This window comes from Bradyrhizobium sp. USDA 3256 (assembly GCF_054058275.1).
Genome location: NZ_JBSSAE010000002.1, coordinates 1,474,434 through 1,496,574 on the forward strand (window position 1 = coordinate 1,474,434; position 22,141 = coordinate 1,496,574).

Here is a 22,141-nt window from a genome sequence, read left to right on the forward strand (position 1 = left end):
CGCTAACCCAGCAGGTTGGCGACGTGCTGGAACCAGACGACCAGCGGTCCCGGAAGGTAGATGCCCGCAGTCAGCACCAGCGCGAAATGCGCGAACATCGGCAAATAGGACGCATCCGCCGGCGCGGCATTGCCGCGCGGCTCGCCGAACGCAAGGCTGGTCAGGCGCAGGATCAGCGCGCCGAAGGCGAGCAGCAGGCCGAACACCAGCGGGATGGCGAGCAGCGGCTGGCGCGCGAAGGTGGAGCTGACGATGAGGAATTCGCTCATGAAGATACCGAGCGGCGGCAGGCCGGCGATCGCGACCACGCCGATCACGAGACTCCAGCCGAGTGCCGGATGCGACTCGGTCAGGCCGCGAATGTTGGCGATCCGCTGCGTGCCCTTCACCTGTGCGATGTGACCGACCGCGTAGAAGATTCCCGACTTGGTGAGGCTGTGCATCACCATGTGCAGCAGGCCGGCAAAGTTGGCGAGCGGGCCACCCATGCCGAACGCAAACACGATGATGCCCATATGCTCGATCGAGGAGTAGGCGAACAGCCGCTTGATGTCGCGCCGTCGGTAAAGCATGAAGGCGGCGAACAGCAGCGAGGTCAGCCCCATGGTCACCATCAGCGGGCCCGGCGATATCGCATCCGGATTGGCGGCGAGCAGGATCTTGAAGCGGAGCACCGCGTAGAGCGCGACGTTGAGCAGCAGGCCGGAAAGCACGGCGGAGATCGGGGTCGGGCCCTCGGCATGTGCATCCGGAAGCCAGGCGTGCAGCGGCGCCAGGCCGACCTTGGTGCCGTATCCGAGCAGCAGGAAGATGAAGGCGACGTTGAGCAATGCCGGGTCGAACGTCGCCGCACGGCTGATCAGCACCGTCCACACCATGGCGTCCTGACCCTCGCCGACCACCGGCAGGGCCGCCATGTACACCAGGATCGTGCCGAACAGCGCCAGCGCGATGCCGACGCTGCCGAGGATGAAATACTTCCAGGCCGCTTCCAGCGCCGCATGGGTCCGGTAGATGCCGACCATCAGCACGGTGGTGAGCGTCGCGATCTCGACCGCGACCCAGATCAGGCCGATATTGTTCGACACGAATGCGAGGTTCATGCCGAACATCATCACCTGATACATGGCATGGTAAAATCGCAGATAGCCCGGCGTCAGCCGTCCGGTCTCGAGCTCATGGGCGATATAGCTCGCGCTGAACACGCTCGTGGTGAATCCCACGAAGGTGTTGAGCACGATGAAGACGATGTTGAGATCGTCGATCAGCAGGTACTGGCCGGGTTGCGGGCGCTTGACCACGAGCAGCGAAAGCGCTGCCAGCAAGGTGCCGAGACTGGCCACGATGTTGAGACCCGCGGTCAACCGGTAGCCGGGCAGCGCGGCCAGCACCGCCGCGGCGGTGATCGGTATCAAAAGAACCCAGGTGACGGCATCCGACGCGGCAGTCATCGGCGCTCCCCCCTGAATTCATCGAGCGCGCCGACGTCGACGGTGTCGAACCGCTCGCGAATGCGGAACAGGAACACGCCGATCACGATGAACGCGATCAGGATCGAGAAGGCGACGCTGATCTCGACGACGAGCGGCATGCCCTTGGCGCCGGTCGCCGCCAGCACCAGGCCGTTTTCCAGCGACATGAAGCCGACGACCTGGCTGACGGCGTTGCGCCGCGTCACCATGACGAGCAATCCCAGCAGCACCACCGACAGCGCGAAGGCGAGGTCTTCCCGCGCCAGCGGATCGGCCGCGCCGGTGACGCGCAGCATCAGCACCATGGACAGGGCGACGAGCCCCATGCCCGCAAGCATGGTCGGACCGATGCTCACCGCGGTCTCGATATCGCGATGAATGCCGAGCTGCTTGATGATCCGATGCAACGCCACCGGGATGACGATCGCCTTGAAGACCAGTGCGATGGCCGCGGTCACGTAGAGATACGGCGCATTCTGGATGAAGGCCTGCCAGGCGACGGAAGCTGCGAGCACCACGGCATGAAGTGCGAAGATGTTCAGCAGCGCATACAGGCGGTCCTGGTACAGCATCATGAAGCTGATCAGCACGAGCCCGCCGGCGAGCAGATGGGCGATGTCGAAGGCGAGGTTGTGCATCAGAAGCCCCGTGACACGAACCGAAGCAGCGTGCCGAGCAGGCCGAGCATCAGCGCCGCGCCGAGGAATTCGGGGACGCGGAACACCCGCATCTTGGCCGTCGCGGTCTCGAACACGGCAAGGAGAAAGCTCGCGACCGCAAGCTTGAGGATGTAGGCGGCAACGCTGACGAGATAGGACAGCGGCCCCGCGCCTTCCGTGGTGATCTGCCACGGGAAGAACACGCAGATGATCAGGGAGATGTAGAGCAGCAGCTTGAGGAAGGCGCCGAACTCGATCATGGCGAGGTGACGCCCGGAATATTCGAGGATCATCGCCTCGTGCACCATGGTCAGCTCCAGATGCGTCGCCGGGTTGTCGACCGGGATGCGGGCGTTTTCGGCGAGCGCCACCATGATGAGGGCGATCATCGCCATGCCGAGCGAGACGCGCAGTCCGACCTCCGACGACGCCATGAAGGTTGCGACCGTCGATAACTGGGTCGAGCCGGCAATCAGCGCGACGCAGAACACCATCAACAGCATGGCCGGCTCGGCGAGCGCGGCAATCATCACCTCGCGGCTGGAGCCGATGCCGCCGAAGCTGGTGCCGACGTCCATGCCGGCAAGCGCGAGGAAAAACCGCGCGCTTCCGAGCAGGGCGACGATCGCGATCAGGTCGGCGCTCCAGTTGAATTGCAGTCCGGTCGCAAATGTCGGGACCAGCGCCGCCGCGACCCAGATGGCCGCGAACGTCACATAGGGCGTGACGCGGAACAGCCAGGATGCGTTTTCGGCGAGCACGACCTCCTTGCGCAGCAGCCGCAGCAGGTCGCGGTAGGGTTGGAAGATCGACGGTCCCTTCCGCCGCAACAGGCGGGCCTTGATCTTGCGCACGACACCGGTCAGCAGCGGCGCGAGCAGCAGCACAAGCGCCATCTGGCCCAACTGAACGAGGATGTCCGAGATCACGACCATATCGCGAGCGCCAGCAGCAATGTGACGAGGGTTGCGAACACCAGGCTGAGATAGCGGCGGATGGTCAGGAACTGGAGCTGGTTCAGCCGGTCGGCGAAAAACCACACCATTTCAGTCACGGGTGTGTAGAGCCGCTCCCAGACCAGATCGTGCATATCGACCTTGAGGCGGGCCGGCCGCATCTCGCCCGGCGCGGGCATGTCGACATGCTCGCGGGCCTGGAACACCAGCGTGCCGAACACGCGCCGGATCGGCTGCACGAAGCTCACGCCGGAATACTGCGCTGCCGGTGTCGGGTCGGAGAAGCCGCAACCCCAGGCCGGTCCGCGCCGGATCGCGCGCGACGCAAAGCGATGGATAAAATACACCGCGAGCGACGCCGCGGCGGTGATGAAAGCAAAGACGAGCAATCCGTTGTAGGAACTGCGGCTCTCCGCAATCGGAACGATCGAGAGCCAGGCGTCGTCCAGCTGAACCGGCATCCGGTGGCCGATCACGGCCTGCGCAACCGGCGAAAGCGCGTCGATCACCAGGCCCGGCACAATGCCGGCGAGGAAGCAGAGTGCGGCGAGGCTGAACATCGCGGCGAGCGACCAGCGATCGACCTCGCGGGCGGCTTCTGCGGCCGGGCTCCGCGCGCGGCCGAGGAACGTGACGCCGAAAGCCTTGACGAAGCATGCGGCGGCAAGCGCCGCGGCAAGCGCCAGCAAGGCGCCGACCGCGGGCACCATGATCTTCAGCAGCCATTGCGGCAGATCGGGGCTCTGCAGGACGGCCTGAAACATCAGCCACTCCGACACGAACCCGTTGAACGGCGGCAGCGCCGAGATCGCGACGCAGCCGACCAGAAAGACGAAGCTCGTGAGCGGCATGCGGTGGATCAGGCCGCCCAGCTTCTCCATGTCGCGTTCGCCGGTCGACGTCAGCACCGCGCCGGCCCCGAAGAACAGCAGGCTCTTGAAGAACGAATGGTTCAGCACGTGGAACAATGCGGCCGTGAAGGCGAGGGCTGCCGCGAGGCCGAGGCCGTTCGCCTGAAATGCCAGCGCAAGGCCGAGGCTTGCGAAGATGACGCCGATGTTCTCGATCGTGCTGTAGGCGAGCAGGCGCTTGAGATCCTTCTCCATCAGCGCGTAGAGGATCCCCATGACGGCGGTGGCGCCGCCGAGGATGAGAACCGCGACACCCGCCGACCAGCTTGGCGGCCCGAGCAGATCGAATACGATCCGGATGAATCCGTAGATCGCAACCTTCGTCATCACGCCGCTCATCAGCGCCGAGACATGGCTCGGCGCGGCGGGATGAGCCAGCGGCAGCCACACGTGCAACGGGATCAGGCCGGCTTTCGACCCGGCGCCGAGCAGCATCAGCGCGAGCACCAGTGCGGCTTCGGACGGGGTGTGCTGAGCAGCGCGGATGGCCGCAAAGCTGTAGCTGCCGCCGGCTCCCGCCAGCAGGCCGAAGGCAAGCAACAGAGCCAGCGTTCCGAAGCTTGCCATCACGAGATAGACGTAGCCTGCGCGGGCGTTATCCGCGTCACGGTGATGCGCCATGACGAGCGCCCACGACGCGAGCGACATGAATTCCCAGCACAAGAGGTAGGTGAACGCATCGTCGGCGAGCACGACGAGATTCATGCCGGCCAGGAACGCCGGGAAAAAGGGAAGGATGCGCTGCGGCGCGGATTCGTGGCTGCCGTAGCCGAGGCCATAAAGACTTGCGGCCGCACCGCCGAGATTGACCACGACGAGAAAGAATGCGGCGAGCGCGTCAAGGCGAAAATGCGATCCCAGCCAGGGCAAGCCGATCGGCAGAGCCAGTTCTGTCGCGCTGGTACGGGAGATGAGCGCGAGCAGGGCCCCGGCCAAGGCGACCAGCGAAATCGAAAAGGTCGTGCCGTAGACGATGGCTGTCGATTGGCGCGATCTGCTCGCTGCAATCGCGAGAGCGGTCGTTCCCAGCAGGGCGGCTACACACCAGATCTGCTGAGTGACCGCCGGGATCATGTCTGCACCGTCGGTGAGCCTGATCCGGCCTTCAATCGCACCCCGCGGCCGCCGCCGTTGCTGACGGCACCCTCATTGATGACCTCGACGCCGGCTGTGCCGAGCGCGTCGATCAGTTTCACGAGCGAGTCGACGTTGCCGCGAATGGTACCTTCGCTCGCCTCCATCCGCTGGATGGTTGGCACCGAAAGTCCGGACAGCTCGGCGAGCTGCCGTTGGTCGATGCCGAGCAAGGCTCTGGCCGCTCGTAGCTGCGCCGCGGTGATCATCGATTAATGGCCGTCGATGTGAGAGTCGCGTCAATTTGGATGTCATTTATACACACCAAGTAATGATGTTACAAGTACAACAAATGATGTTTTATACGTCATTCCAATGTGCGGTCCTCAACGCGAGCGGTATCCGCGCGCCGACGAGGCTTCGCTGATGCGCACTCAGTCGGAGATTTTTCGATAGACCGCCGCGGCGTGGCGCAGCAGCCGGCTCTTGCGCTTCCGCTCGTGGACGCGCTGGTGCTTGGCCTTGCGCTCGTGGGCACGTTGCGCGGGTGCATCGACGCTCTCGAGCAGCCCGCGACGGACCTCGTCATCGTTCAATTCGCCGAGCAATTGCTGTCCCTTGCGCAGATGCTTCAGGATGATCCGCCATGACGCGTATTCGTCGGGGGGCAAGCCGCCCTCCGAGAACTCGATCGCGTAACGCAGCCGCTTGCTGGCGAGACGGACGCGGTGGCGCTTGTTCTTGCCCATGCCTTGCAGCCCGCGGCTCTTCTGGCACAGCTTGCCATGCCATCGCGCCAGCCGCCGCGCGTGAAACACCGCAACCGGCACGGCTCGCCGCTGCGCGGCGCGGGGGTCCTGCCGCGTGGTCCAGGGGCCGCTGCCGACCCAGTCCCACATGCCGTCGAACCATCGCCAGTATCGATCGCTTTGCAACGCCTCCTTGAGCGCCTCGAACGCGTCTGTTCGCGCCGTCTGGAGCATGCCTTCTTCAGGCAGGCCCTTGCTGTTCTCGATCGCGACGTCGAGGTCGCGCGTGGCGCCGAGATGGGCGCTCAGCCATTTCAACTCGGATTTCAGTCGCGTCCATTCGGCGTCCGCCACCATCGGCCCATAGAAGGCGATCGCCGCCTTCAGCCGCGTCAGCGCGATACGGGTCTGGTGCAGCGCGGCGGGATCGCCGGAGCTCATGGCCTCGTGATTGGTCGAGACTTCCTCGAGGCATTCGGACAGGATCAGGCGGAACGCGGTCTCACAACGCATGGCTTCGCTGAGATGGCGTGGCCGCTTCGGGCGGACAACACGCTCCCTGGCCGGACTTGCCGCTAACGTCATGACACTCTCGTGACCCCGCGAGAGCTGCAACGCGGCTCCCGGATGCAAAGATTTCCCGTTTGATCGATGTCGATCAAGCGTTTTCTGCTGGCTGCAGCGCAGCGATGCGGCGACGCGATCAAAATGTCGCAATCAATCCGACGGCAGGAGCTCGTTTCGGTCGATATCCCGGCTGAAACTTTCCGGGGAACATCAAGGTTTCGAAGCCGCGGCAAAGGGAGGGTGGAGTTCGCCGCAGCGCCGGATATTTCGTGCACGAAATATCTTGATATTTCGCATACGAAATATATAACGGCGTTATGAAAGCGGAACACCGGCTGATCTTTCTCCTGACCGTGGGCTATCGCCGGTTGCAGCGCGCCATCGAGCAGGAGACGGCCATCCACGATCTGACGTCGGCCCAGGCCGGCGTGCTGTTCTTTCTCGGGCGCAATGACGGCGCGCTGATCGGCGACGTCTCGCAGGCGCTCGACATCGTGCCGTCGGCGATGAGCGGCCTCGCCGACCGGATGGAACGTGCAGGTCTCGTGAAGCGCCGGCGCGATGGCGAGGACGGGCGCAGCCAGCGGCTCCATCTGACCGCGGCGGGGCAGGAACTCGGCAAGCGCGCCGCAACGCGGACCAGGGCGATCAATAGCCGCCTGATGGACGGCTTCTCGGACGCGGAGATCGAGGTGGTGTCGCGCTGGCTGACCAGCCTGCAAGACAAGTTTCCGAAAGACAAAGACAGCTAGAGCGTCTTCAAGCGAAGTGGCTACCGGTTGGCGTGAAGAAGGCGCGTCAAACACGAACCGAGCAACAGGAGTGAAGCATGAGTGAAGTGGTCGTAGTGCTGGACGGTGGCGTCCTCACCGTGACGATGGCGCGCCCGGACAAGAAGAACGCGATCACCAACGCGATGTATGGCGCGATGGCCGATGCGCTCGAGCGCGCGGAGGGCGATTCTGCGATCCGCGCCGTGCTGTTGCAGGGCGACGGCGACAGCTTTACCGCAGGCAACGATCTCGCCGATTTCGCGGCGGTGTCGCGCGGCGTGCAGGGCGAGCGCCACGTGACGCGCTTCCTCGCCGGGCTAGCCAAGGCGACGCGGCCGCTGGTTGCCGCCGTGCAGGGCAATGCGGTCGGCATCGGCACCACCATGCTGCTGCATTGCGACCTCGTCTACCTCGCGCCGACCGCGCGGCTGATCACGCCGTTCGTCAATCTGGCGCTGGTGCCGGAGGCGGCCTCGACCTATCTGCTGCCGCAGCGCATCGGCTATGCGCGGGCCTATGCGATGTTCGCGCTCGGCGAACCGGTCGAGGCGGAGACGGCGGTCTCGATCGGCCTCGCCAACGCGGTTGTGCCGCTCGCGGACCTGCGCGCCAAGGCCCGCGCGGCGGCGGACGCGCTGGCGAAGCGGCCGTTCGGCTCGCTCCAGCACACCAAGGCGCTGATGCGCGACCCCGCCAGGATCAGCGCGCAGATGGCGCGTGAGGGCGAGATCTTCCAGGAGCGGCTGATGAGTGCGGAAGCACGCGAGGCCTTTGCCGCCTTTGCCGAGCGCCGCCAGCCCGATTTCTCCAAGATTACCGGCTAGGCCCGAAGCGTGGGCCGCCACGCAAGGGCGGCCCCATTGCTTTGGGGTTGACGGCCTCGCCGGCTTCGAACATCTCCTGTCGGGGCATAGCGCAACCCGGCGAGGCGAGGCATGAGCGACAGTCACACGCTGCGCGGCGATGGAATCGCCGCGACCATTTCGGCGCAGGGCGCCGAATTGTCGTCGCTCAGAAATGCCGACGGGACCGAACTGTTGTGGCAGGCCGGCCCGCAATGGCCGCGTCATGCGCCCATCCTGTTCCCGATCGTCGGCCGATTGAAGAACGATACGCTGCGCCACAACGGCACGACCTATCCGATGACGCAGCACGGCTTTGCGCGGGATCGCCGCTTTGCCTGGGTGGAGCAGGGGCACCGATCCTGCAAGCTTGCGCTCACCGACGATACGGAGACGCGTGCGCGCTATCCCTTCGCGTTCAGGCTCGAGGTCACCTATACCATTGATGGCGCCGATCTCGATGTCGCCTTCGACATCGTCAACACCGGCACCGAGACGCTGCCGGCCTCGCTCGGCGGTCATCCCGCCTTCGACTGGCCGCTGCTTCCGGGGGTGCGGAAGGAAGCCTACGCGCTGACCTTCGCGAAGGATGAGCCGGCGCCGATCCGGCGGCTTGAGGGCGGGCTGATGCGGCAGCAAGCCGAGCCGAGTCCGATCAGGGGCAGGGTGCTGGCGTTGTCCGAGCAATTGTTCGACGACGATGCCATGATCCTCGATCAGGTTGCGAGCGCGTGGGTCCGCTTTGCAGCCGGTCGGGGACCCGCGATCGAGCTGTCCTGGCGCGGCTTTCGCGAACTTGGCATCTGGTCGAAGGTCGGTGGCGCGGCGTTCCTCTGCATCGAGCCATGGCACGGTTTCGCCAGCCCGGTCGAATTCGACGGCGAGTTCGCCGGCAAGCCCGGCCTCATGCACATCGCGCCGGGCGCGCGGCAGTCACTGGGCTATCGCATTCGCGTGAGCTGACGAAGAACAGGTCAATGTGCGCGGGGGCTGAGTGCACTGGTGATCGCGCCGACCGATGGCGGGTTCTCGTTCGCCCAGGCCTCGTGCGCGGCCAGGTCGCGGTAATGCTCGGCCATGCGTAGCAGCCGCTCGCGGATGCCGGCTTCTTCCTCGCCCTTGGCCTGATCGGTCAATTGCGCGGCGCGTTCGAGAAGCGTTTTCGGATCGATCACGACAAGCTCCAAATCCGGTTTTCGCCAAGCGGACAACTGTTACAGGCAAGCACAGTTCCTGCCATGGTTTGATGACAGCGCATTCAGAGCTGGAACAAGCCGAGTCGCGCCGTCACATCGCGCTTGGTGCGCTCGGTGATCTCCCGGGCTTTGAAGGTTCCGCGCCGGATCACGTCAGCGATATGGTCGCGATTGCTTGCCAGCTCGGCGCGCCGGGTCCGGATCGGTGCGATCAGGGCTTGCAGGATGTCCTCCAGCCGCCGCTTGACGGCTGCGTCGCCGAGACCGCCGCGCCGATAGCGCGCCTTCAATTCCTCGACGGCATGCTGATCGTCATCGAACGCGTCGAGATAGAGGAAGACGACATTGCCCTCGATCTTGCCGGGGTCGCCAATGCGCAGATGATCGGGATCGGTGAACATCGCACGCACCGCGGCCGAGATGTCCTTGGGCGAGGCCGAGAGAGCAATCGCATTGCCGGCGGATTTGCTCATCTTGGCGCGCCCGTCGACGCCCGGCAGCCGTCCCGCGCGTGGTATGACGGCCACTGCCTCCTGCAGGATCGCACGGCCGGCGAGTGCGTTGACGCGCCTGATGATCTCGTTGGTCTGCTCGATCAGGGGAGCCTGGTCCTCGCCGACCGGCACGACGGTGGCCCGAAACGCGGTGATGTCGGCGGCCTGCGCCACCGGGTAGCACAGGAAGCCTGCCGGGATGTCGCGTCCGAATCCGCGGGCGCGGATCTCGTCCTTGATGGTGGGATTGCGCTCCAGCCGCGCGACGGTGACGAGATTGAGATAGAGCATCGACAATTCCGCGAGCGCCGGAAGCTGCGACTGCAGGCAGATCGAGGTCCGTTCGGGATCGATGCCGACGGCGAGATAATCCAGCGCGACCTCGATGACGTTGCCGCGGACCTTGCCGATGTCGTGCGCATTGTCGGTCAGCGCCTGCATGTCGGCGAGCAGCAGGTATTGCTCATGGCTGTCCTGAAACGCGAGGCGGCTTCGAAGCGAGCCGACGTAATGGCCGAGATGCAGCGGCCCGGTGGTGCGGTCGCCGGTGAGGATGATCGGTTTGGTCACGGCTTATCTCCATTCGGTTGAATGGGGACACCGCATGCGGGCTGGATGAGGTGAAAGAAAAAGGCCGCCCATGCGGCGGCCCCGAAATGCATGAACGCGTTCGGCCCGCCTGTCAGTCGGCGAGCCACCAGAGATTGACGATCAGGATCGAGCGGTTCATGGCTTGAGGCGTAAGGCAATCGAGCGATCCGGTCAAGACGGCGTAGCCAGTCATTCTTGCTAGAATCGTGACGGACCATCTGTTGCACGGGAACGCTGCATGAGCGCTTATCCCGGATCCACACGTTAAGATTTCCATGGATTGGTCCACCCGGCTATGCTCGAGTAATCGCTCCCCGGTGCTCCTCCGAGAACACGTGCGCATAAAGGTTGGCGATCCATTGCTTACCTTCCTGCGTGACCCGCAGATATCGAAGTGCGTCGCCGATATAGGGGCAGACGGCCTTCCAGAAGAAAGCAGGGTACGCTGCACGTAGATCATCGGGAGTCTGATATCCGAGTTTCGCGCTTGCGCCAGTCTCCTGAAATTCGGCAAACAAGGCTGACGTCTTCCGCAAATAGTCAATGTCGGCCAATTGGCCGATCAAATCTGCGGCACGAAGCAGGCCGGGATAATCTGCCGTACTGGCATGCTCCTCTTCCCCCGGTACCGGAAAGCGCGTGTGCTCGATGTTTGCCTCGATTTCTTTTGTGTCGATGGAGGTCAAGCTCACCTTGCCGAAACGCTCGCGGACGAAGAGCTTGGATCGTGTCACATGATAGGGGGTCAAGGATGCGTCCGTGGCTCCAGCAGATATCCGGACGCGATCACCGTTTTCGTTGCAAACATAAAGTCCGTCTCGGTCGCCTCGACATACCCCGCGTACATAGCCGATGTCGTGGCATAAGAGCGAAATCATGAAATGGAGCCAGTCGCGCGGCCTGACGCCGCCTTCGCTCGTATGCTTCCCGAGTAAAATGTTCTGTCCCACCAACGTCACCATGATGGTGTGGTTCATGTCGTGGTAGGCCGCATCGCTATTGGCGATATTCTCCAACGCGAGGCGCCCAACGAAACCGATGATGTCCGGATAGGCGGGCTCGAGGATTCCGTAGATTTGGCCGTATGTACCTTTAAGTTGATCGACAAACGCTTGGATGACAATTTGAGTTGGGTTGAACATGATCGCCTCCAATGCGCGGATGCTATGCCGGTTTGAGTGCGTCGTCACCGGGTTGTTGGTCCCGCGAATTGGGCCGGAGCCTGGGAGCCGGAGGCCCGTCGAGCCCGGTTTTGAGAGCTACCCGGGATGAGGCAAGGCTGAACTGTTGCTGATGGCCCATCGCGATCAATGCACCCGACCGCCAAACTGTCCGCTGTGAGGTGCATGCCGGATTTTGCTGAGACCGGGCGAAACGGTCGCGCTTGACCTGAAGCTGACGCGAGAGCCCTAGTCAATGCCCTTCAAAGACTAGCGCGGTCTTTGGGTCCGAACTCGAGCTTGTCGCTCTCGGAGGTCTCCGGTACCGCGAAGAGCGTCGGTAGGCTGCGGTACCAAGTTGCCAACCAGGCGATGCCCACCAGAAGTACGATGCCCAAGACACTCACGAGTATCTGGGCAAAAATTCCGCCCGAGACTTGAACAAGTATCCAGTGAGCAGCGAACGATAGGAACCGCCGAAGCAAAACACAGGGAGGGAGCGTCGAAATCCGGCAGGGCGGTCCTGGCGCCACCAAAGTCCACGTTGAACCGTCATCAATCCAGCGGGGACTAACCATTCAGCGCGGCTGGTCCAACCGCAAGCGGAAAAGACCGCGAAGCCGCCGCAGCCGAATGCCTTATATGGACCCTTTCCATGCCCGACACCCATGTCCGCGACTCCTCGTGGAAAACCGATCTAATCTGGCACTATTTCCACACCGTCACGACGGTGGCCAAGGCACCCACCGCCTATCGCAAGTTCTACAGCAATCAGGACGCCAGCGACGTATTGGACAACCGCCATCGCGTCTATGAAATGCTGGTGGATGAACAGCTGCACACCCTTCCCGCCCTGGCGGCGACCGCTGACGCGTCGATGGAAAACTACAAGAAGAGCAAGCTGCCGTGGAACCAGAACAATGGCGGTTTCCTCAAGGCAGTTAACAATGAATATTGGTGCGGTTCGATCATCAAGATCGTGTTTGTCCGCTACATGGGCTGGAAAATGGCCGAACCGACGGCGCGCGACCAGGTGAGCGCGGGCCGCGATCCCAGCAAAGCGGTGGATTGGACAATCAAGAATCTCGAAAACAAGGTGCCGGTGAGGGCCTCCCTCGGCGGCGCTCATTATGTGGGCATCGTCGGGCACCGCACATCGGGAGCCGACGGCAAGATCACCGAGTTTCTGTGCCTCGACCCATGGGCCTACGGCATCGACGGGGGCAATCGGGACATGAAATATGCCGGTACAAAGACCGCCTTTCTCGGGATCAGCAAACGCGACGGCGCGATATGGACCTACAGCAATAAGGCCGTCGCCTTCGTCGAACGGCCATCCTAGGAAATCATATCTGGCCAGGGCGCCGGAACGTCGGCCAGGACCCGGACGCAGACGTTCCGAGGATGTCCGATTGGTCTCTATGCGCTCCGCCTGACCTCAGCAATTATGAGGCTTTCAAGCTCCCTGACGGCTTCTGCTTCAGTAATGCCGCTAACAAGCGCCACTTCTCCTGACAGGCGTTCGACTGCCGCAGCGTACAGCTGTCGTTCGCTGTAGCTCTGCTCGGAATTGACCGCGGGCCGATACAGATCGCGCATGACCTCCGCGATAGCGACAATATTGCCCGAATTGATCTTGCTTTCGTATTCTTGGGCAAGTCGGGACCAATTACCCCGCGCTTTGTGCGGCGCCTGCCCCAGAATTCGTCGCATGTGCTCGATGGAAACGGGATCGGACAGTTGACGCATTCCGGCGTTTGCCGCCTTCCTCGTCGGAACGCGTAGCGTCATCTTGCTCTTCGCGAAATAGACGACAAAGAACTCGAGGCAAGCCCCTGCCATTGTCTGTTCCTCAATCGCTACAATTTGGCCGACGCCGTGCGCAGGGTATACGATCAAGTCCGTTGCTCTAAATCCAAAGCGTGTCTCGCCGTCCTGGCCCTTATTCGTTTCATCGGCGGAGGTCGCTGATGCTGAATGTGTGTGGTTCGAATAACTAGATCTGGTCTGATTATTGAAATTCATTTCGCGAAACTCCATGGCTTCTGGAATGGGCTCGTGCCAATTCCAGCTCTAATCAATCAGCGTCTGAAACAAACTGCCGGGCTGGAAATGATTCATGTTGCCCGATCTGATCCCTAAACCAATAAGCCGTGAGCGCGCGCGCCGCCACGAGAATGACGGCTCCAATTTCTATTCCCTTCAATCGCTGTGGCTTCTTGGCAACGTGTTCCCACTCGGCGAAATCAATCGTTCCGTGCCGATGAAACGAACACTTGCCAAACCCAAGAGACGCGATCTCTCATGCCTCGATCAGCTCACTCATTCGTACCGCAGGCGCGATGATGCCGCGACCGCTTGGGGTCAAAAGCCGCCGATAGCGACCGAACCCATAGATTCCCGGTTCACTTCGGAGAGCCGTCATTCTCGTTGGTCATCCAAAGACCGTCAGCTATGGGCCAATTGCGACATTCAAACTGAAATCAGTCCTACGGAATCTCACGATTTTCGGCTGCGCCGCGTTGCCGCTTTGGAATAAGCCGTGACGCGGTCGAGCAAGGCCCCGGCTTTGATCAGGTCCGAGCGCTCGCTGGCCGTGAGGCATGCATCCATGGCTTCGGTGAGCCAGTGCTCGCCGCGGGCGCGGCTGTCATCGAGAAATCGCTGCCCGGCTGAACTAAGCCGGAGCCTGACTTTGCGCCGGTCCTTGGTGTCCGGCGTCCGCACGATCAGCTTGCGCGCTTCGAGGGAGCGCAGCGCTGCAGCAAGATTTGAAGAGCGCATGCCTTCGTCAGCCGCGAGCACCGAAGGTGTGGCCGACTCGCCGTGGCGGTCGATCGCACCCAGCACGAGCAACCGCGCCCAGGATCGATCGTCCGCGGTGGCTTCACGACGCAGCCGGCGGGAAGCGTCCATCAACTGTTTTCGCAGTTGCGTGATGTCGCGGTTCCGGCGTTGAATTTTCATATTGCTACTATCAAATAGCTATTGACGGATAGCAATAGAGGCCATGAGCGATCTGTTGAATGCTTCCGTGCAGGAGGACTGCTGCGCTGGCCGCCTCCGGCAATCGTGACGATCGCAGCCCACCTCATCATCCAAAATCAGTTGAGGAGATCACGATGACGTCCAAAACCCTGAGAAAGATGATCGAGGAAAAGCCGTTTGTGACCTGTCCCGGTGTCTTCGATCTGGTCTCCGCCAAGCTCGCCGATCGCACCAAGGCCGACGCGCTCTACATGACAGGCTATGGGGTCGCGGCGTCCTACCTCGGACTGCCTGATGCCGGTCTAGCGACCTATTCGCAGATGCTAGATCGCGTGCAGGTTATCGCCCAAACCGTGCGCAAGCCGCTGATCGCCGATGGCGATACCGGTTACGGTGGTCTGCTGAATGTTCATCATACGGTCCGCGGCTACGAGAAGGCTGGAGCCGCAGCGATCCAGCTTGAAGATCAGCAGAGCCTTAAGAAATGCGGGCATACGCCGAACCGGCACGTGATCTCTGCCAAGGAGATGGTCAACAAGTTGACCATCGCGAACGATGCCCGCTCGTCGAAAGATTTCCTAATCATCGCGCGCACGGACGCTCGCACGCAACTTGGTCTCGATGAAGCGATCCGCCGCGGCGAAGCCTATGCTAAAGCCGGGGCCGACATTATTTTCATCGAGAGTCCGGAATCGGAAGCGGAGATGCGAAAGATCGGAATGGCTTTGGGCGTGCCGCTGGTCTCGAACCAACTACACGGGGGTCGGACCCCCATTCTCAGTCAGGATAAACTTAGGGAAATCGGCTACCGGATGGCTATTTATCCGACGGCGGGCCTGCTCGCTACCGCTTATGCTCTGAACAACGTCTATAGTGCGCTGGCCGAAGACAAGCCGGTGCAGGAGCCGCTCTATGACTTCAACGTGTTCAGCTCGTTGATTGGTTTTCAGGAGGTGTGGGCTTTCGAGGAAAAATACGCCTCATTGGAAGCGGATTGAGCCGCGACGTGACCGACACATCTGGAAGCCAGCCGGAAGTCTATGACCGCACGACGATCACGCTGCACTGGGCGACCGCAATTCTCGTCGCGATCCAGTTTCTGATCGGTAGGACAACTAACCTTCTGCAGCGGGGCCCGCTTCGGGTCGACATCTGGTCCGTGCATGTCCTGTTTGGTTTTGCGTTCGCGAGCGTAGTGATCTTCGGAATGTTCTGGCGCGCCACACGCGGCCGTAGATTGCCGCCGATTAACCGCGGCGTCCTCCATGTGACGGCAGTGGCAATGCACCGGCTGATCGATCTGCTGCTCGTGATCATGGTCGCACTAGGTATCGCCAATGTGTTTGCGCACGGTTTCCCACTGTTCAATATTCTGCACTTTCCGAAATTCGGCGGTGACGAATTCATGCGTAGCGTCAATGCCTGGCACGGATTGATCGCAAATATCATCGTCGTCGTGGCACTGCTTCATTCCGCGGCCGCGCTTTTCCACCGCCATGTGATCAAAGACGGTGTTTTGCGCAGGATGTGGCCAACCCTGACTGAGCGGTGAGCCCGATGACGGCGATTTGGCCGTCTCGAACCGCCGCGCCGCGCGCCCGGGGCGGGCGGCGGGGTTGGACAAAGAGTGACTTTCAGTTCGGCAATGGGTCACGAACGACAAAACTCAAAGTGAGCATGACGCGTCCGCTTTCGGGCGCATCGTGGCCAGAGCATTCCTTGGCCGGGCATGTTGCCTTGCGGTCGAGAAGGGTGCATGGGCCAACATCCCGCCACGATGCAACTGAGCCTATCCGCTTCAGCCTGTATCTCTGCCGCGCCCGGAACTTGGTCGAGCGCTTCTTCAACAAGATCAAGAACTGCCGCCGGGTTGCGACGCGCTAGGACAAGCTCGCCGCCAACTACCTTGCTTTCGTTCAACTCGCGTCGATCAGGCTATGGCTGCGCGCTGATGAGCCTGCGTCCTAATTGAACGCCATGCCACCGCTCATCGCGATGGTCTGTCCGGTCATGTAGGGATTGTTGACCAGCAGCATCACGGCCTGCGCCACCTCTTCCGCTGTGCCGAAGCGGCCGACCGGGATCCGGCTGACGAGCTCGCTCTGTCCCTTCATCATGTCGGTCTCGATCAGCGACGGCGCGACGGCGTTGACGGTGATGCCTTCCTTGACGAGGCGCGCGGCATAGCCGCGGGTCATCCCCTCCATCGCCGCCTTGGATGCATTGTAGTGCGGCCCGATCGAGCCGGCGCCGCGCGCCGCGCCGGAGGAGATATTGACGATACGGCCCCATTTGCGGGTGCGCATCATCGGCAGCACCGCCTGCGTGCAGAGAAACGCCGATTTGAGATTGACCGTGATGGTGCGGTCGAAATCCTCTTCGGTGAGGTCGTCGACACCCCTGACGATGGCGATGCCGGCATTGTTGACGAGGATGTCGACCGGGCCGAGCTCGGATTTGGCGCGCTCGACCAGCGCGGCCACGGCGGCAGCTTCCGAGACGTCGGCGGCGATTGCGACGGCGCGGCCGCCGGCGGCGGTGATGCCCTTTGCCAGCGTCTCCGCCTCGGCCGAGCGCTCGCGATAATTGATGGCGACGGCGGCGCCGGCATCCGCCAGCATCTTGACGATCGCAGCACCAATGCCGCGCGATCCGCCGGTCACCAGTGCCACATGTCCGTGCAGACTGCTTGTTGTCATCAAAGTCACCCTGTTCGATGTACCCTCGCAGGCTCGCAAACGGGAAGGCGCGGCGCAATGCAACTCTGCTCAAATCTGCGTTGGAGGCCGCAGCGCGGCGAAAAACCGGCTTCCGGGGCCGGAATCGGCCTTGCGTCCGGCCCGGGCCGGCGGCAATGGTTGGGACATCACTTCTTGGCCCACCCACGAGAGATCGATGAGCAAACTGATTGTCCGCGCCGGCGAGTTCACCTTTGACGCCCGTTTCGAGGAGCAGCTCGCGCCGAAGACGGTCGCCGCGTTCCGCAAGGCGATGCCGTTCGAGAGCCAGGCGATCCACGTGCGCTGGAGCGGCGAGGGCGTCTGGATGCCGCTCGGCGATCTCGACTTCGGCGTGTCCTACGAGAACCACACCAGCTACCCGGCGCCGGGCCAGATCATCCTCTATCCCGGCGGCATCAGCGAGACCGAGATCCTGCTCGCCTATGGCGGCGTGCACTTCGCCAGCAAGATGGGCCAGCTCGCCGGCAATCACTTCATTACGCTGACCTCGGGGCTGGAGAACCTCACCGCGTTCGGCAAGACCGTGTTGTGGAAGGGCGCGCAGAACATTCGCTTCGAGGAAATCTGATGTGACCGAGGCCCGCTATCCGCGCGATCTCCGCGGCTACGGCCGCAATCCGCCCGATCCGAAATGGCCCGACGCGGCGCGCATCGCCGTGCAATTCGTGGTCAATTTCGAGGAGGGCGGGGAGAACAACATCCTGCATGGTGATCGCGCCTCGGAAGCGTTCCTGTCCGACGTGCTCGGCGCACAGCCCTGGGTCGGCCAGCGGCACGCCAATATCGAGACGATGTTCGAATATGGCGCGCGCGCCGGCTTCTGGCGGCTGTGGCGGATATTCACCGAGCGGAAGCTGCCGGCCACGGTGTTCGGCGTCGCGATGGCGCTGAGGCGCAATCCGGACGTCGTTGTCGCGATGCAGGAGGCGGGCTGGGACATCGCAAGCCACAGCCTGCGCTGGGTCGAGCACAAGGACATGTCGGAGGACGAGGAGCGCGAGGAGATCGCTCGCGCCATTGCCGTGCATGCCGAGGCGACCGGCGCGCGGCCGCTCGGCTGGTACACCGGCCGCTCCTCGATCAACACGCTGCGGCTTTTGATGGAGGCGGGCGGCCTGCGCTATCTCTGCGATTCCTATGCTGACGATCTGCCGTACTGGATCAAGGCAGCCGGCACCGAGCCGCATCTCGTGATCCCCTATACGCTCGATGCCAACGACATGCGCTTCATCAACGCGCAGGGCTTCGGCGGCGGCGAGGAGTTCTACACCTACCTGAAAGACAGTTTTGACGTGCTCTATGCCGAAGGCGCGACCTCACCGAAGATGATGTCGGTCGGGCTGCATTGCCGCGTCGTCGGGCGTCCTGGCCGCGCCGCCGCGCTGATGCGCTTTCTCGACTACATCCAGAAGCACGAGCACGTCTGGGTGCCGACGCGGCTTCAGATCGCCGAGCATTGGCACGCCAATCTCAAGCATCTCGCCGCGGACGCGTTCGAGATCGGGTAGCGCGGTCGTTAGCGAGCCGCGGCCGCTTCGCCTCGCCTGCGGCAGGGCAATCGCATATGGCAAAGAACTTCGTCGTCCCGGACAAGCGCAGCGAAGCGGAGCGCAGATCCGGGACCCATAACCACAGGGCGTGGTGATAAAAGCGAGCTGGGGCCACGGCCTTGTTCAACAACAAGGTTCTGTGGCTATGGGTCCCGGCCTACGCCGGGACGACACCAAGCTTTGCATATGCGATTGCCCTGCCGCCTGCGGGGAGAGACCGGAACGCATCGCCAGATGCGTTCCGGGTGAGGGAGAGCCTCAATGCCCGGCCATATGCCGGCCGATCTCGGTGAGATCAGCCTCGCTGGCGCGGGCCTCATGCACGAACGCGCCGTGGAACATCACGACCAGCCGATCCGACAGCTCCAGCAACTCATCGAGGTCCTCGCTGACCAACAGCACCGCAGCGCCCCGGTTGCGGGCGGCCATGATCTCGGCGTGGATTTGCGCCACCGCCGCGAAGTCGAGTCCGAAGCAGGGATTGGCGGCGATCAGCACCTCGACGTCGCCGGAGAGCTCGCGCGCCAGCACTGCGCGCTGCACATTGCCGCCCGACAGTGCCGCGATCGGCGTCTCCGGCGTGCGGGTCTTGATCTTGTAGCGGTTGATCTTGCGCTCGGCGTCGTTGCGGAAGGCGGCACGGTTCAGCCACCAGCCGCCGCGCGCGAACGGGGCGCGATCGAACTCGCGAAATGCGATGTTGTCGGCGACGCTCATGCCGCCGACGCAGGCGTTCTTCAGCGGCTCTTCCGGCAGCAGCGACATCCTGTGGCGCCGCATCTCAGTGCGGCTCGCCGCATAGGTCTCGCCCTGGACGCGGATGGTGCCGCTCTCGGCCTCGCGCTGGCCGGCCAGGACCTCCACGAGCTGGGGCTGGCCGTTGCCGGAGACGCCGGCGATGCCGACGATCTCGCCGCTCTTCACGGTCAGCGACACCCCGTGCACGGCGATCGCGCCGGCATCGTCAAGCGCGGTGAGCCTGTCGAGTTCGAGCCGGGCCGCTCCGGTCTCGCCGGTGCGCGGCGGTTGCACCGTCAGCTGCTCGGCGCCGATCATGGTCCGGGCCATCTCGTCCGGCGTCAGCTCGGCGACCCGGCCGCTGCCGGCGAGCTTGCCGCGGCGCAGGATGGTCACCTCGTCGGCAAAGGCCATCACCTCGCGGAACTTGTGCGTGATCATCAGGATGGTGAGCTCGCCCGCGACCACCATGCCGCGCAGCATGCCGAGTACCTCGTCGGCCTCGCCCGGCGTCAGCACCGAAGTCGGCTCGTCCAGGATCAGGAAGCGGCGCTTCAGATAGAGCTGCTTGAGGATCTCGCATTTCTGCCGCTCGCCGGCGGAGATGTCGGAGACTTTTGCGTCGAGCGGCACCTTGAACGGCATCCGCGCCAGGAAGGCCTCCAGCTCCTTCTTCTCCTTGCGCCAGTCGACCACGGCAGGAACGTCGTCGCGCGCCAGCACCAGATTTTCGGCAACCGTCATCGCCGGCACCAAGGTAAAGTGCTGGTAGACCATGCCGAGCCCGAGCGCATGCGCGTCCTTCGGATTGGCGATGGCCTGCTGGCGGCCGCCGACAATGATGTCGCCTTCGGTGGCGTGGTAATAGCCCATGATGCATTTCACGAGCGTGCTCTTGCCCGCGCCGTTCTCACCAAGCAAGGCGTGGAACGAGCCTGGACGCACCTTGAGCTCGACATTGTCGAGCGCTGTGAAATCGCCGAACCGCATCGTCATGGCGATGGCGTCGACGCCGAATGCGCCTGATGGTGCGGGCGGCTCGCCGATGATCACGACAGCGCCCCGATCAGGTCGGCGGATCTGGTCACCGCGCCGAACACGCCGCCCTGCATTTTGATCATCTTCAGCGCGTGGTCGTGGTTGCTCCGGTCGGTCGCGCCGCAGCAGTCCTCGACCAGCACGCATTCGAAGCCGCGGTCATTGGCCTCGCGCATCGTGGTATGGACGCAGACATCGGTGGTGATGCCGGTCAGCACGATGTTCTCGATGCCGCGCAGCCGCAGCATCAGCTCGAGATCGGTGGCGCAGAACGAGCCTTTTCCGGGCTTGTCGATAACAGGCTCGCCCGGCAGCGGCGCGAGGTCGGGAATGATCTCCCAGCCCGGCTCGCCGCGCACCAGGATGCGGCCGCAGGGGCCGGGATCGCCGATGCCGGCGCCGATCTGGCGCGAGCGCCAGCGCTTGTTGGCGGGCAGGTCGGCAAGGTCGGGCCGGTGCCCCTCGCGTGTATGGATGATGTGAAAGCCCTGCGCGCGCATCACCGCGAGCAGCTTCCTGATCGGCTCGATCGGCGCCCGCGTCAGCGAGAGGTCGTAGCCCATCTTGTCGACATAGCCGCCGACGCCGCAGAAGTCGGTCTGCATATCGATGATGATGAGCGCGGTATTCTCTGGCCGCAGGTCGCCATTGTAGGGCCAGGCATAGGGCTCGGACTTGATGAAGCGCTCGGGCATGAAATGATCTCGCGAGATGCTATCGGGTGATGGACAATTCGGCGGGCGCGCCGGTCAGCGTGCGTCTCGGCGAGCAGGTGATGATCATGATCGCGAGCGTCAGGATGTAAGGCGCGGCGTTGAACAAATGATAGCCGGAGGTGATGCCGACCGATTGCAGCGCGGGCCCGAGCGCGGCGGCGCCGCCGAAGGCGAGCGAGGCCCACAGGCAGAGCATCGGGTCCCAGCGCGCGAAGATCACCAGCGCCACGGCCGTGATGCCCTGTCCCGAGGAGAGGCCTTCGTTCCAGCTGCCGGGATAGAACAGCGACAGGAACGAGCCGCCGATGCCGGCGAGGAAGCCGCCGACCATGGTGGCGCGCAGCCGGATCAAGAGCACCGAATGGCCCATCGCGCGCGCGGCATCCGCGCTCTCGCCGGCGGTGCGGATCAAGAGGCCCCAGCGCGTGGTCCTGAAGGCCCAATAGAGCAGCGGTGCGATCGCGACGCCGATCAGGAACAGCACGTTGATGCGCAGCGCCGCGCGCAGCTGCGGCACGTCGCTCCACCAGCCGAAATCGATCGCCGGCAGCCGGGCCGCCGTGGGCTCGATCAGCGGCTTGCCGAGGAAGAACGCGAGCCCGGTGCCGAGCAGCATCAGCGCGATGCCGACCGCGATGTCGTTGACCCGCGGCAGCGAGCAGATGCCGGCATGCAGCGCGCCGAACAGGGCACCGGTGATTCCGGCCGCGAGCACCCCTAACCACGGCGAGCCCGACAGGTAGGAGATGCCATAGGCGCTCATCGCGCCCATCACCAGCGTGCCCTCGAGGCCGAGATTGATGCGGCCACTTCTCTCGGTGATGCATTCGCCGAGGCTGACGAACAGGAACGGCGTCGAGACGCGGATGGCGCCGCCGAATACGGCGAGCGGAACGGTCCAGAGCCCGAGCGATGCGTCCGCCATG

Annotated in this window: 25 protein-coding genes and 1 pseudogene; 10 read left to right on the forward strand and 16 right to left on the reverse strand. The window is 63.3% G+C overall.

Annotated features, from left to right (window positions below):
* Positions 1 to 2: 2 nt before the first annotated feature.
* From ACVWY5_RS08705 to ACVWY5_RS08730, 6 genes are all read right to left on the reverse strand, one after another.
* A complete protein-coding gene (locus ACVWY5_RS08705; RefSeq protein ID WP_028334459.1) occupies positions 3 to 1,451 on the reverse strand; it encodes a hydrogenase 4 subunit F in 1,449 nt (482 codons plus the stop codon).
* Positions 1,448 to 2,110 (reverse strand): hydrogenase-4 component E, encoded by a 663-nt coding sequence (locus tag ACVWY5_RS08710; protein WP_028334458.1) that lies wholly within the window; start codon positions 2,108 to 2,110, stop codon positions 1,448 to 1,450. Before ACVWY5_RS08710 ends, ACVWY5_RS08705 begins: the two co-directional genes overlap by 4 nt.
* Entirely contained in the window at positions 2,110 to 3,066 is a 957-nt protein-coding gene (locus tag ACVWY5_RS08715; protein WP_028334457.1) for a respiratory chain complex I subunit 1 family protein, read from the reverse strand. Before ACVWY5_RS08715 ends, ACVWY5_RS08710 begins: the two co-directional genes overlap by 1 nt.
* Positions 3,057 to 5,072 (reverse strand): hydrogenase 4 subunit B, encoded by a 2,016-nt coding sequence (gene hyfB / locus ACVWY5_RS08720; protein ID WP_028334456.1) that lies wholly within the window; start codon positions 5,070 to 5,072, stop codon positions 3,057 to 3,059. The genes ACVWY5_RS08715 and hyfB overlap by 10 nt, the downstream gene beginning before the upstream one ends.
* A complete protein-coding gene (locus ACVWY5_RS08725) occupies positions 5,069 to 5,341 on the reverse strand; it encodes a helix-turn-helix domain-containing protein (RefSeq protein WP_038377518.1) in 273 nt (90 codons plus the stop codon). The genes hyfB and ACVWY5_RS08725 overlap by 4 nt, the downstream gene beginning before the upstream one ends.
* Positions 5,342 to 5,506: 165 nt before the next feature.
* The gene (locus ACVWY5_RS08730; protein ID WP_244978632.1) at positions 5,507 to 6,406 is read right to left on the reverse strand and encodes a CHAD domain-containing protein; all 900 of its coding nucleotides are present in this window, start codon (positions 6,404 to 6,406) and stop codon (positions 5,507 to 5,509) included.
* Between the two features lie 299 nt (positions 6,407 to 6,705).
* Between ACVWY5_RS08730 and ACVWY5_RS08735 the strand changes: the two genes are divergently transcribed.
* The 3 genes from ACVWY5_RS08735 to ACVWY5_RS08745 all read left to right on the forward strand — a co-directional run bounded on the left by ACVWY5_RS08735 (position 6,706) and on the right by ACVWY5_RS08745 (position 8,966).
* Complete coding sequence (locus tag ACVWY5_RS08735; RefSeq protein ID WP_028334454.1) at positions 6,706 to 7,140, forward strand: MarR family winged helix-turn-helix transcriptional regulator; 435 nt, start codon at positions 6,706 to 6,708, stop codon at positions 7,138 to 7,140.
* Between the two features lie 77 nt (positions 7,141 to 7,217).
* On the forward strand, positions 7,218 to 7,985 hold the full coding sequence (locus tag ACVWY5_RS08740; protein WP_028334453.1) for an enoyl-CoA hydratase-related protein: 768 nt from the start codon (positions 7,218 to 7,220) through the stop codon (positions 7,983 to 7,985).
* Between the two features lie 111 nt (positions 7,986 to 8,096).
* The gene (locus ACVWY5_RS08745) at positions 8,097 to 8,966 is read left to right on the forward strand and encodes an aldose 1-epimerase family protein (RefSeq protein WP_028334452.1); all 870 of its coding nucleotides are present in this window, start codon (positions 8,097 to 8,099) and stop codon (positions 8,964 to 8,966) included.
* An 11-nt stretch (positions 8,967 to 8,977) separates the two neighbouring features.
* Here the strand turns inward: ACVWY5_RS08745 and ACVWY5_RS08750 are convergent, their stop codons facing one another.
* From ACVWY5_RS08750 to opgC, 4 genes are all read right to left on the reverse strand, one after another.
* A complete protein-coding gene (locus tag ACVWY5_RS08750; protein ID WP_028334451.1) occupies positions 8,978 to 9,178 on the reverse strand; it encodes a hypothetical protein in 201 nt (66 codons plus the stop codon).
* Between the two features lie 83 nt (positions 9,179 to 9,261).
* On the reverse strand, positions 9,262 to 10,263 hold the full coding sequence (trpS, locus tag ACVWY5_RS08755) for a tryptophan--tRNA ligase (protein ID WP_028334450.1): 1,002 nt from the start codon (positions 10,261 to 10,263) through the stop codon (positions 9,262 to 9,264).
* 314 nt (positions 10,264 to 10,577) lie between these two features.
* The gene (locus ACVWY5_RS08760) at positions 10,578 to 11,426 is read right to left on the reverse strand and encodes an Npun_R2479 family HD domain-containing metalloprotein (RefSeq protein ID WP_038377531.1); all 849 of its coding nucleotides are present in this window, start codon (positions 11,424 to 11,426) and stop codon (positions 10,578 to 10,580) included.
* Between the two features lie 281 nt (positions 11,427 to 11,707).
* A complete protein-coding gene (opgC, locus tag ACVWY5_RS08765) occupies positions 11,708 to 12,022 on the reverse strand; it encodes an OpgC domain-containing protein (protein WP_321176830.1) in 315 nt (104 codons plus the stop codon).
* 77 nt (positions 12,023 to 12,099) lie between these two features.
* On the opposite strand from opgC, the gene ACVWY5_RS08770 reads away from it, so the two are divergent.
* Positions 12,100 to 12,786 carry a hypothetical protein gene (locus ACVWY5_RS08770; protein ID WP_028334447.1) on the forward strand — a complete coding sequence of 229 codons (687 nt, stop codon included), beginning with the start codon at positions 12,100 to 12,102 and terminating at the stop codon, positions 12,784 to 12,786.
* Between the two features lie 77 nt (positions 12,787 to 12,863).
* On the opposite strand, the gene ACVWY5_RS08775 is transcribed toward ACVWY5_RS08770, so the two are convergent.
* Positions 12,864 to 13,469 carry a CarD family transcriptional regulator gene (locus tag ACVWY5_RS08775; protein WP_028334446.1) on the reverse strand — a complete coding sequence of 202 codons (606 nt, stop codon included), beginning with the start codon at positions 13,467 to 13,469 and terminating at the stop codon, positions 12,864 to 12,866.
* A 94-nt stretch (positions 13,470 to 13,563) separates the two neighbouring features.
* On the opposite strand from ACVWY5_RS08775, the gene ACVWY5_RS08780 reads away from it, so the two are divergent.
* A complete protein-coding gene (locus ACVWY5_RS08780) occupies positions 13,564 to 13,983 on the forward strand; it encodes a hypothetical protein (protein ID WP_321176829.1) in 420 nt (139 codons plus the stop codon).
* Here the strand turns inward: ACVWY5_RS08780 and ACVWY5_RS08785 are convergent.
* A complete protein-coding gene (locus ACVWY5_RS08785) occupies positions 13,944 to 14,411 on the reverse strand; it encodes a MarR family transcriptional regulator (protein WP_028334445.1) in 468 nt (155 codons plus the stop codon). The genes ACVWY5_RS08780 and ACVWY5_RS08785 overlap by 40 nt on opposite strands.
* A gap of 155 nt (positions 14,412 to 14,566) precedes the next feature.
* On the opposite strand from ACVWY5_RS08785, the gene ACVWY5_RS08790 reads away from it, so the two are divergent.
* The 3 genes and pseudogenes from ACVWY5_RS08790 to ACVWY5_RS08800 form a co-directional block, all read left to right on the forward strand.
* Positions 14,567 to 15,430 carry an isocitrate lyase/PEP mutase family protein gene (locus ACVWY5_RS08790; protein WP_028334444.1) on the forward strand — a complete coding sequence of 288 codons (864 nt, stop codon included), beginning with the start codon at positions 14,567 to 14,569 and terminating at the stop codon, positions 15,428 to 15,430.
* Between the two features lie 8 nt (positions 15,431 to 15,438).
* Complete coding sequence (locus ACVWY5_RS08795) at positions 15,439 to 15,984, forward strand: cytochrome b (protein ID WP_028334443.1); 546 nt, start codon at positions 15,439 to 15,441, stop codon at positions 15,982 to 15,984.
* 193 nt (positions 15,985 to 16,177) lie between these two features.
* Positions 16,178 to 16,400, forward strand: a pseudogene (locus ACVWY5_RS08800) (IS5/IS1182 family transposase); the annotation flags it as partial.
* Here the strand turns inward: ACVWY5_RS08800 and ACVWY5_RS08805 are convergent.
* The gene (locus tag ACVWY5_RS08805; protein WP_028334442.1) at positions 16,397 to 17,131 is read right to left on the reverse strand and encodes an SDR family NAD(P)-dependent oxidoreductase; all 735 of its coding nucleotides are present in this window, start codon (positions 17,129 to 17,131) and stop codon (positions 16,397 to 16,399) included. The pseudogene ACVWY5_RS08800 and the gene ACVWY5_RS08805 overlap by 4 nt on opposite strands.
* 196 nt (positions 17,132 to 17,327) lie before the next feature.
* Between ACVWY5_RS08805 and ACVWY5_RS08810 the strand changes: the two genes are divergently transcribed.
* The gene (locus ACVWY5_RS08810; RefSeq protein WP_016843084.1) at positions 17,328 to 17,741 is read left to right on the forward strand and encodes a DUF3830 family protein; all 414 of its coding nucleotides are present in this window, start codon (positions 17,328 to 17,330) and stop codon (positions 17,739 to 17,741) included.
* 1 nt (position 17,742) lies between these two features.
* Positions 17,743 to 18,681 carry an allantoinase PuuE gene (gene puuE, locus ACVWY5_RS08815; protein WP_028334441.1) on the forward strand — a complete coding sequence of 313 codons (939 nt, stop codon included), beginning with the start codon at positions 17,743 to 17,745 and terminating at the stop codon, positions 18,679 to 18,681.
* 300 nt (positions 18,682 to 18,981) lie between these two features.
* On the opposite strand, the gene ACVWY5_RS08820 is transcribed toward puuE, so the two are convergent.
* Genes ACVWY5_RS08820 through ACVWY5_RS08830 form a run of 3 tightly spaced genes read right to left on the reverse strand, consistent with a single transcriptional unit; the run spans position 18,982 to position 22,140 of the window.
* The gene (locus ACVWY5_RS08820; RefSeq protein ID WP_028334440.1) at positions 18,982 to 20,514 is read right to left on the reverse strand and encodes an ABC transporter ATP-binding protein; all 1,533 of its coding nucleotides are present in this window, start codon (positions 20,512 to 20,514) and stop codon (positions 18,982 to 18,984) included.
* The gene (biuH, locus tag ACVWY5_RS08825; RefSeq protein ID WP_028334439.1) at positions 20,511 to 21,194 is read right to left on the reverse strand and encodes a biuret amidohydrolase; all 684 of its coding nucleotides are present in this window, start codon (positions 21,192 to 21,194) and stop codon (positions 20,511 to 20,513) included. Before biuH ends, ACVWY5_RS08820 begins: the two co-directional genes overlap by 4 nt.
* A gap of 19 nt (positions 21,195 to 21,213) precedes the next feature.
* Complete coding sequence (locus ACVWY5_RS08830; protein ID WP_028334438.1) at positions 21,214 to 22,140, reverse strand: ABC transporter permease; 927 nt, start codon at positions 22,138 to 22,140, stop codon at positions 21,214 to 21,216.
* Between the last annotated feature and the right edge of the window lies 1 nt (position 22,141).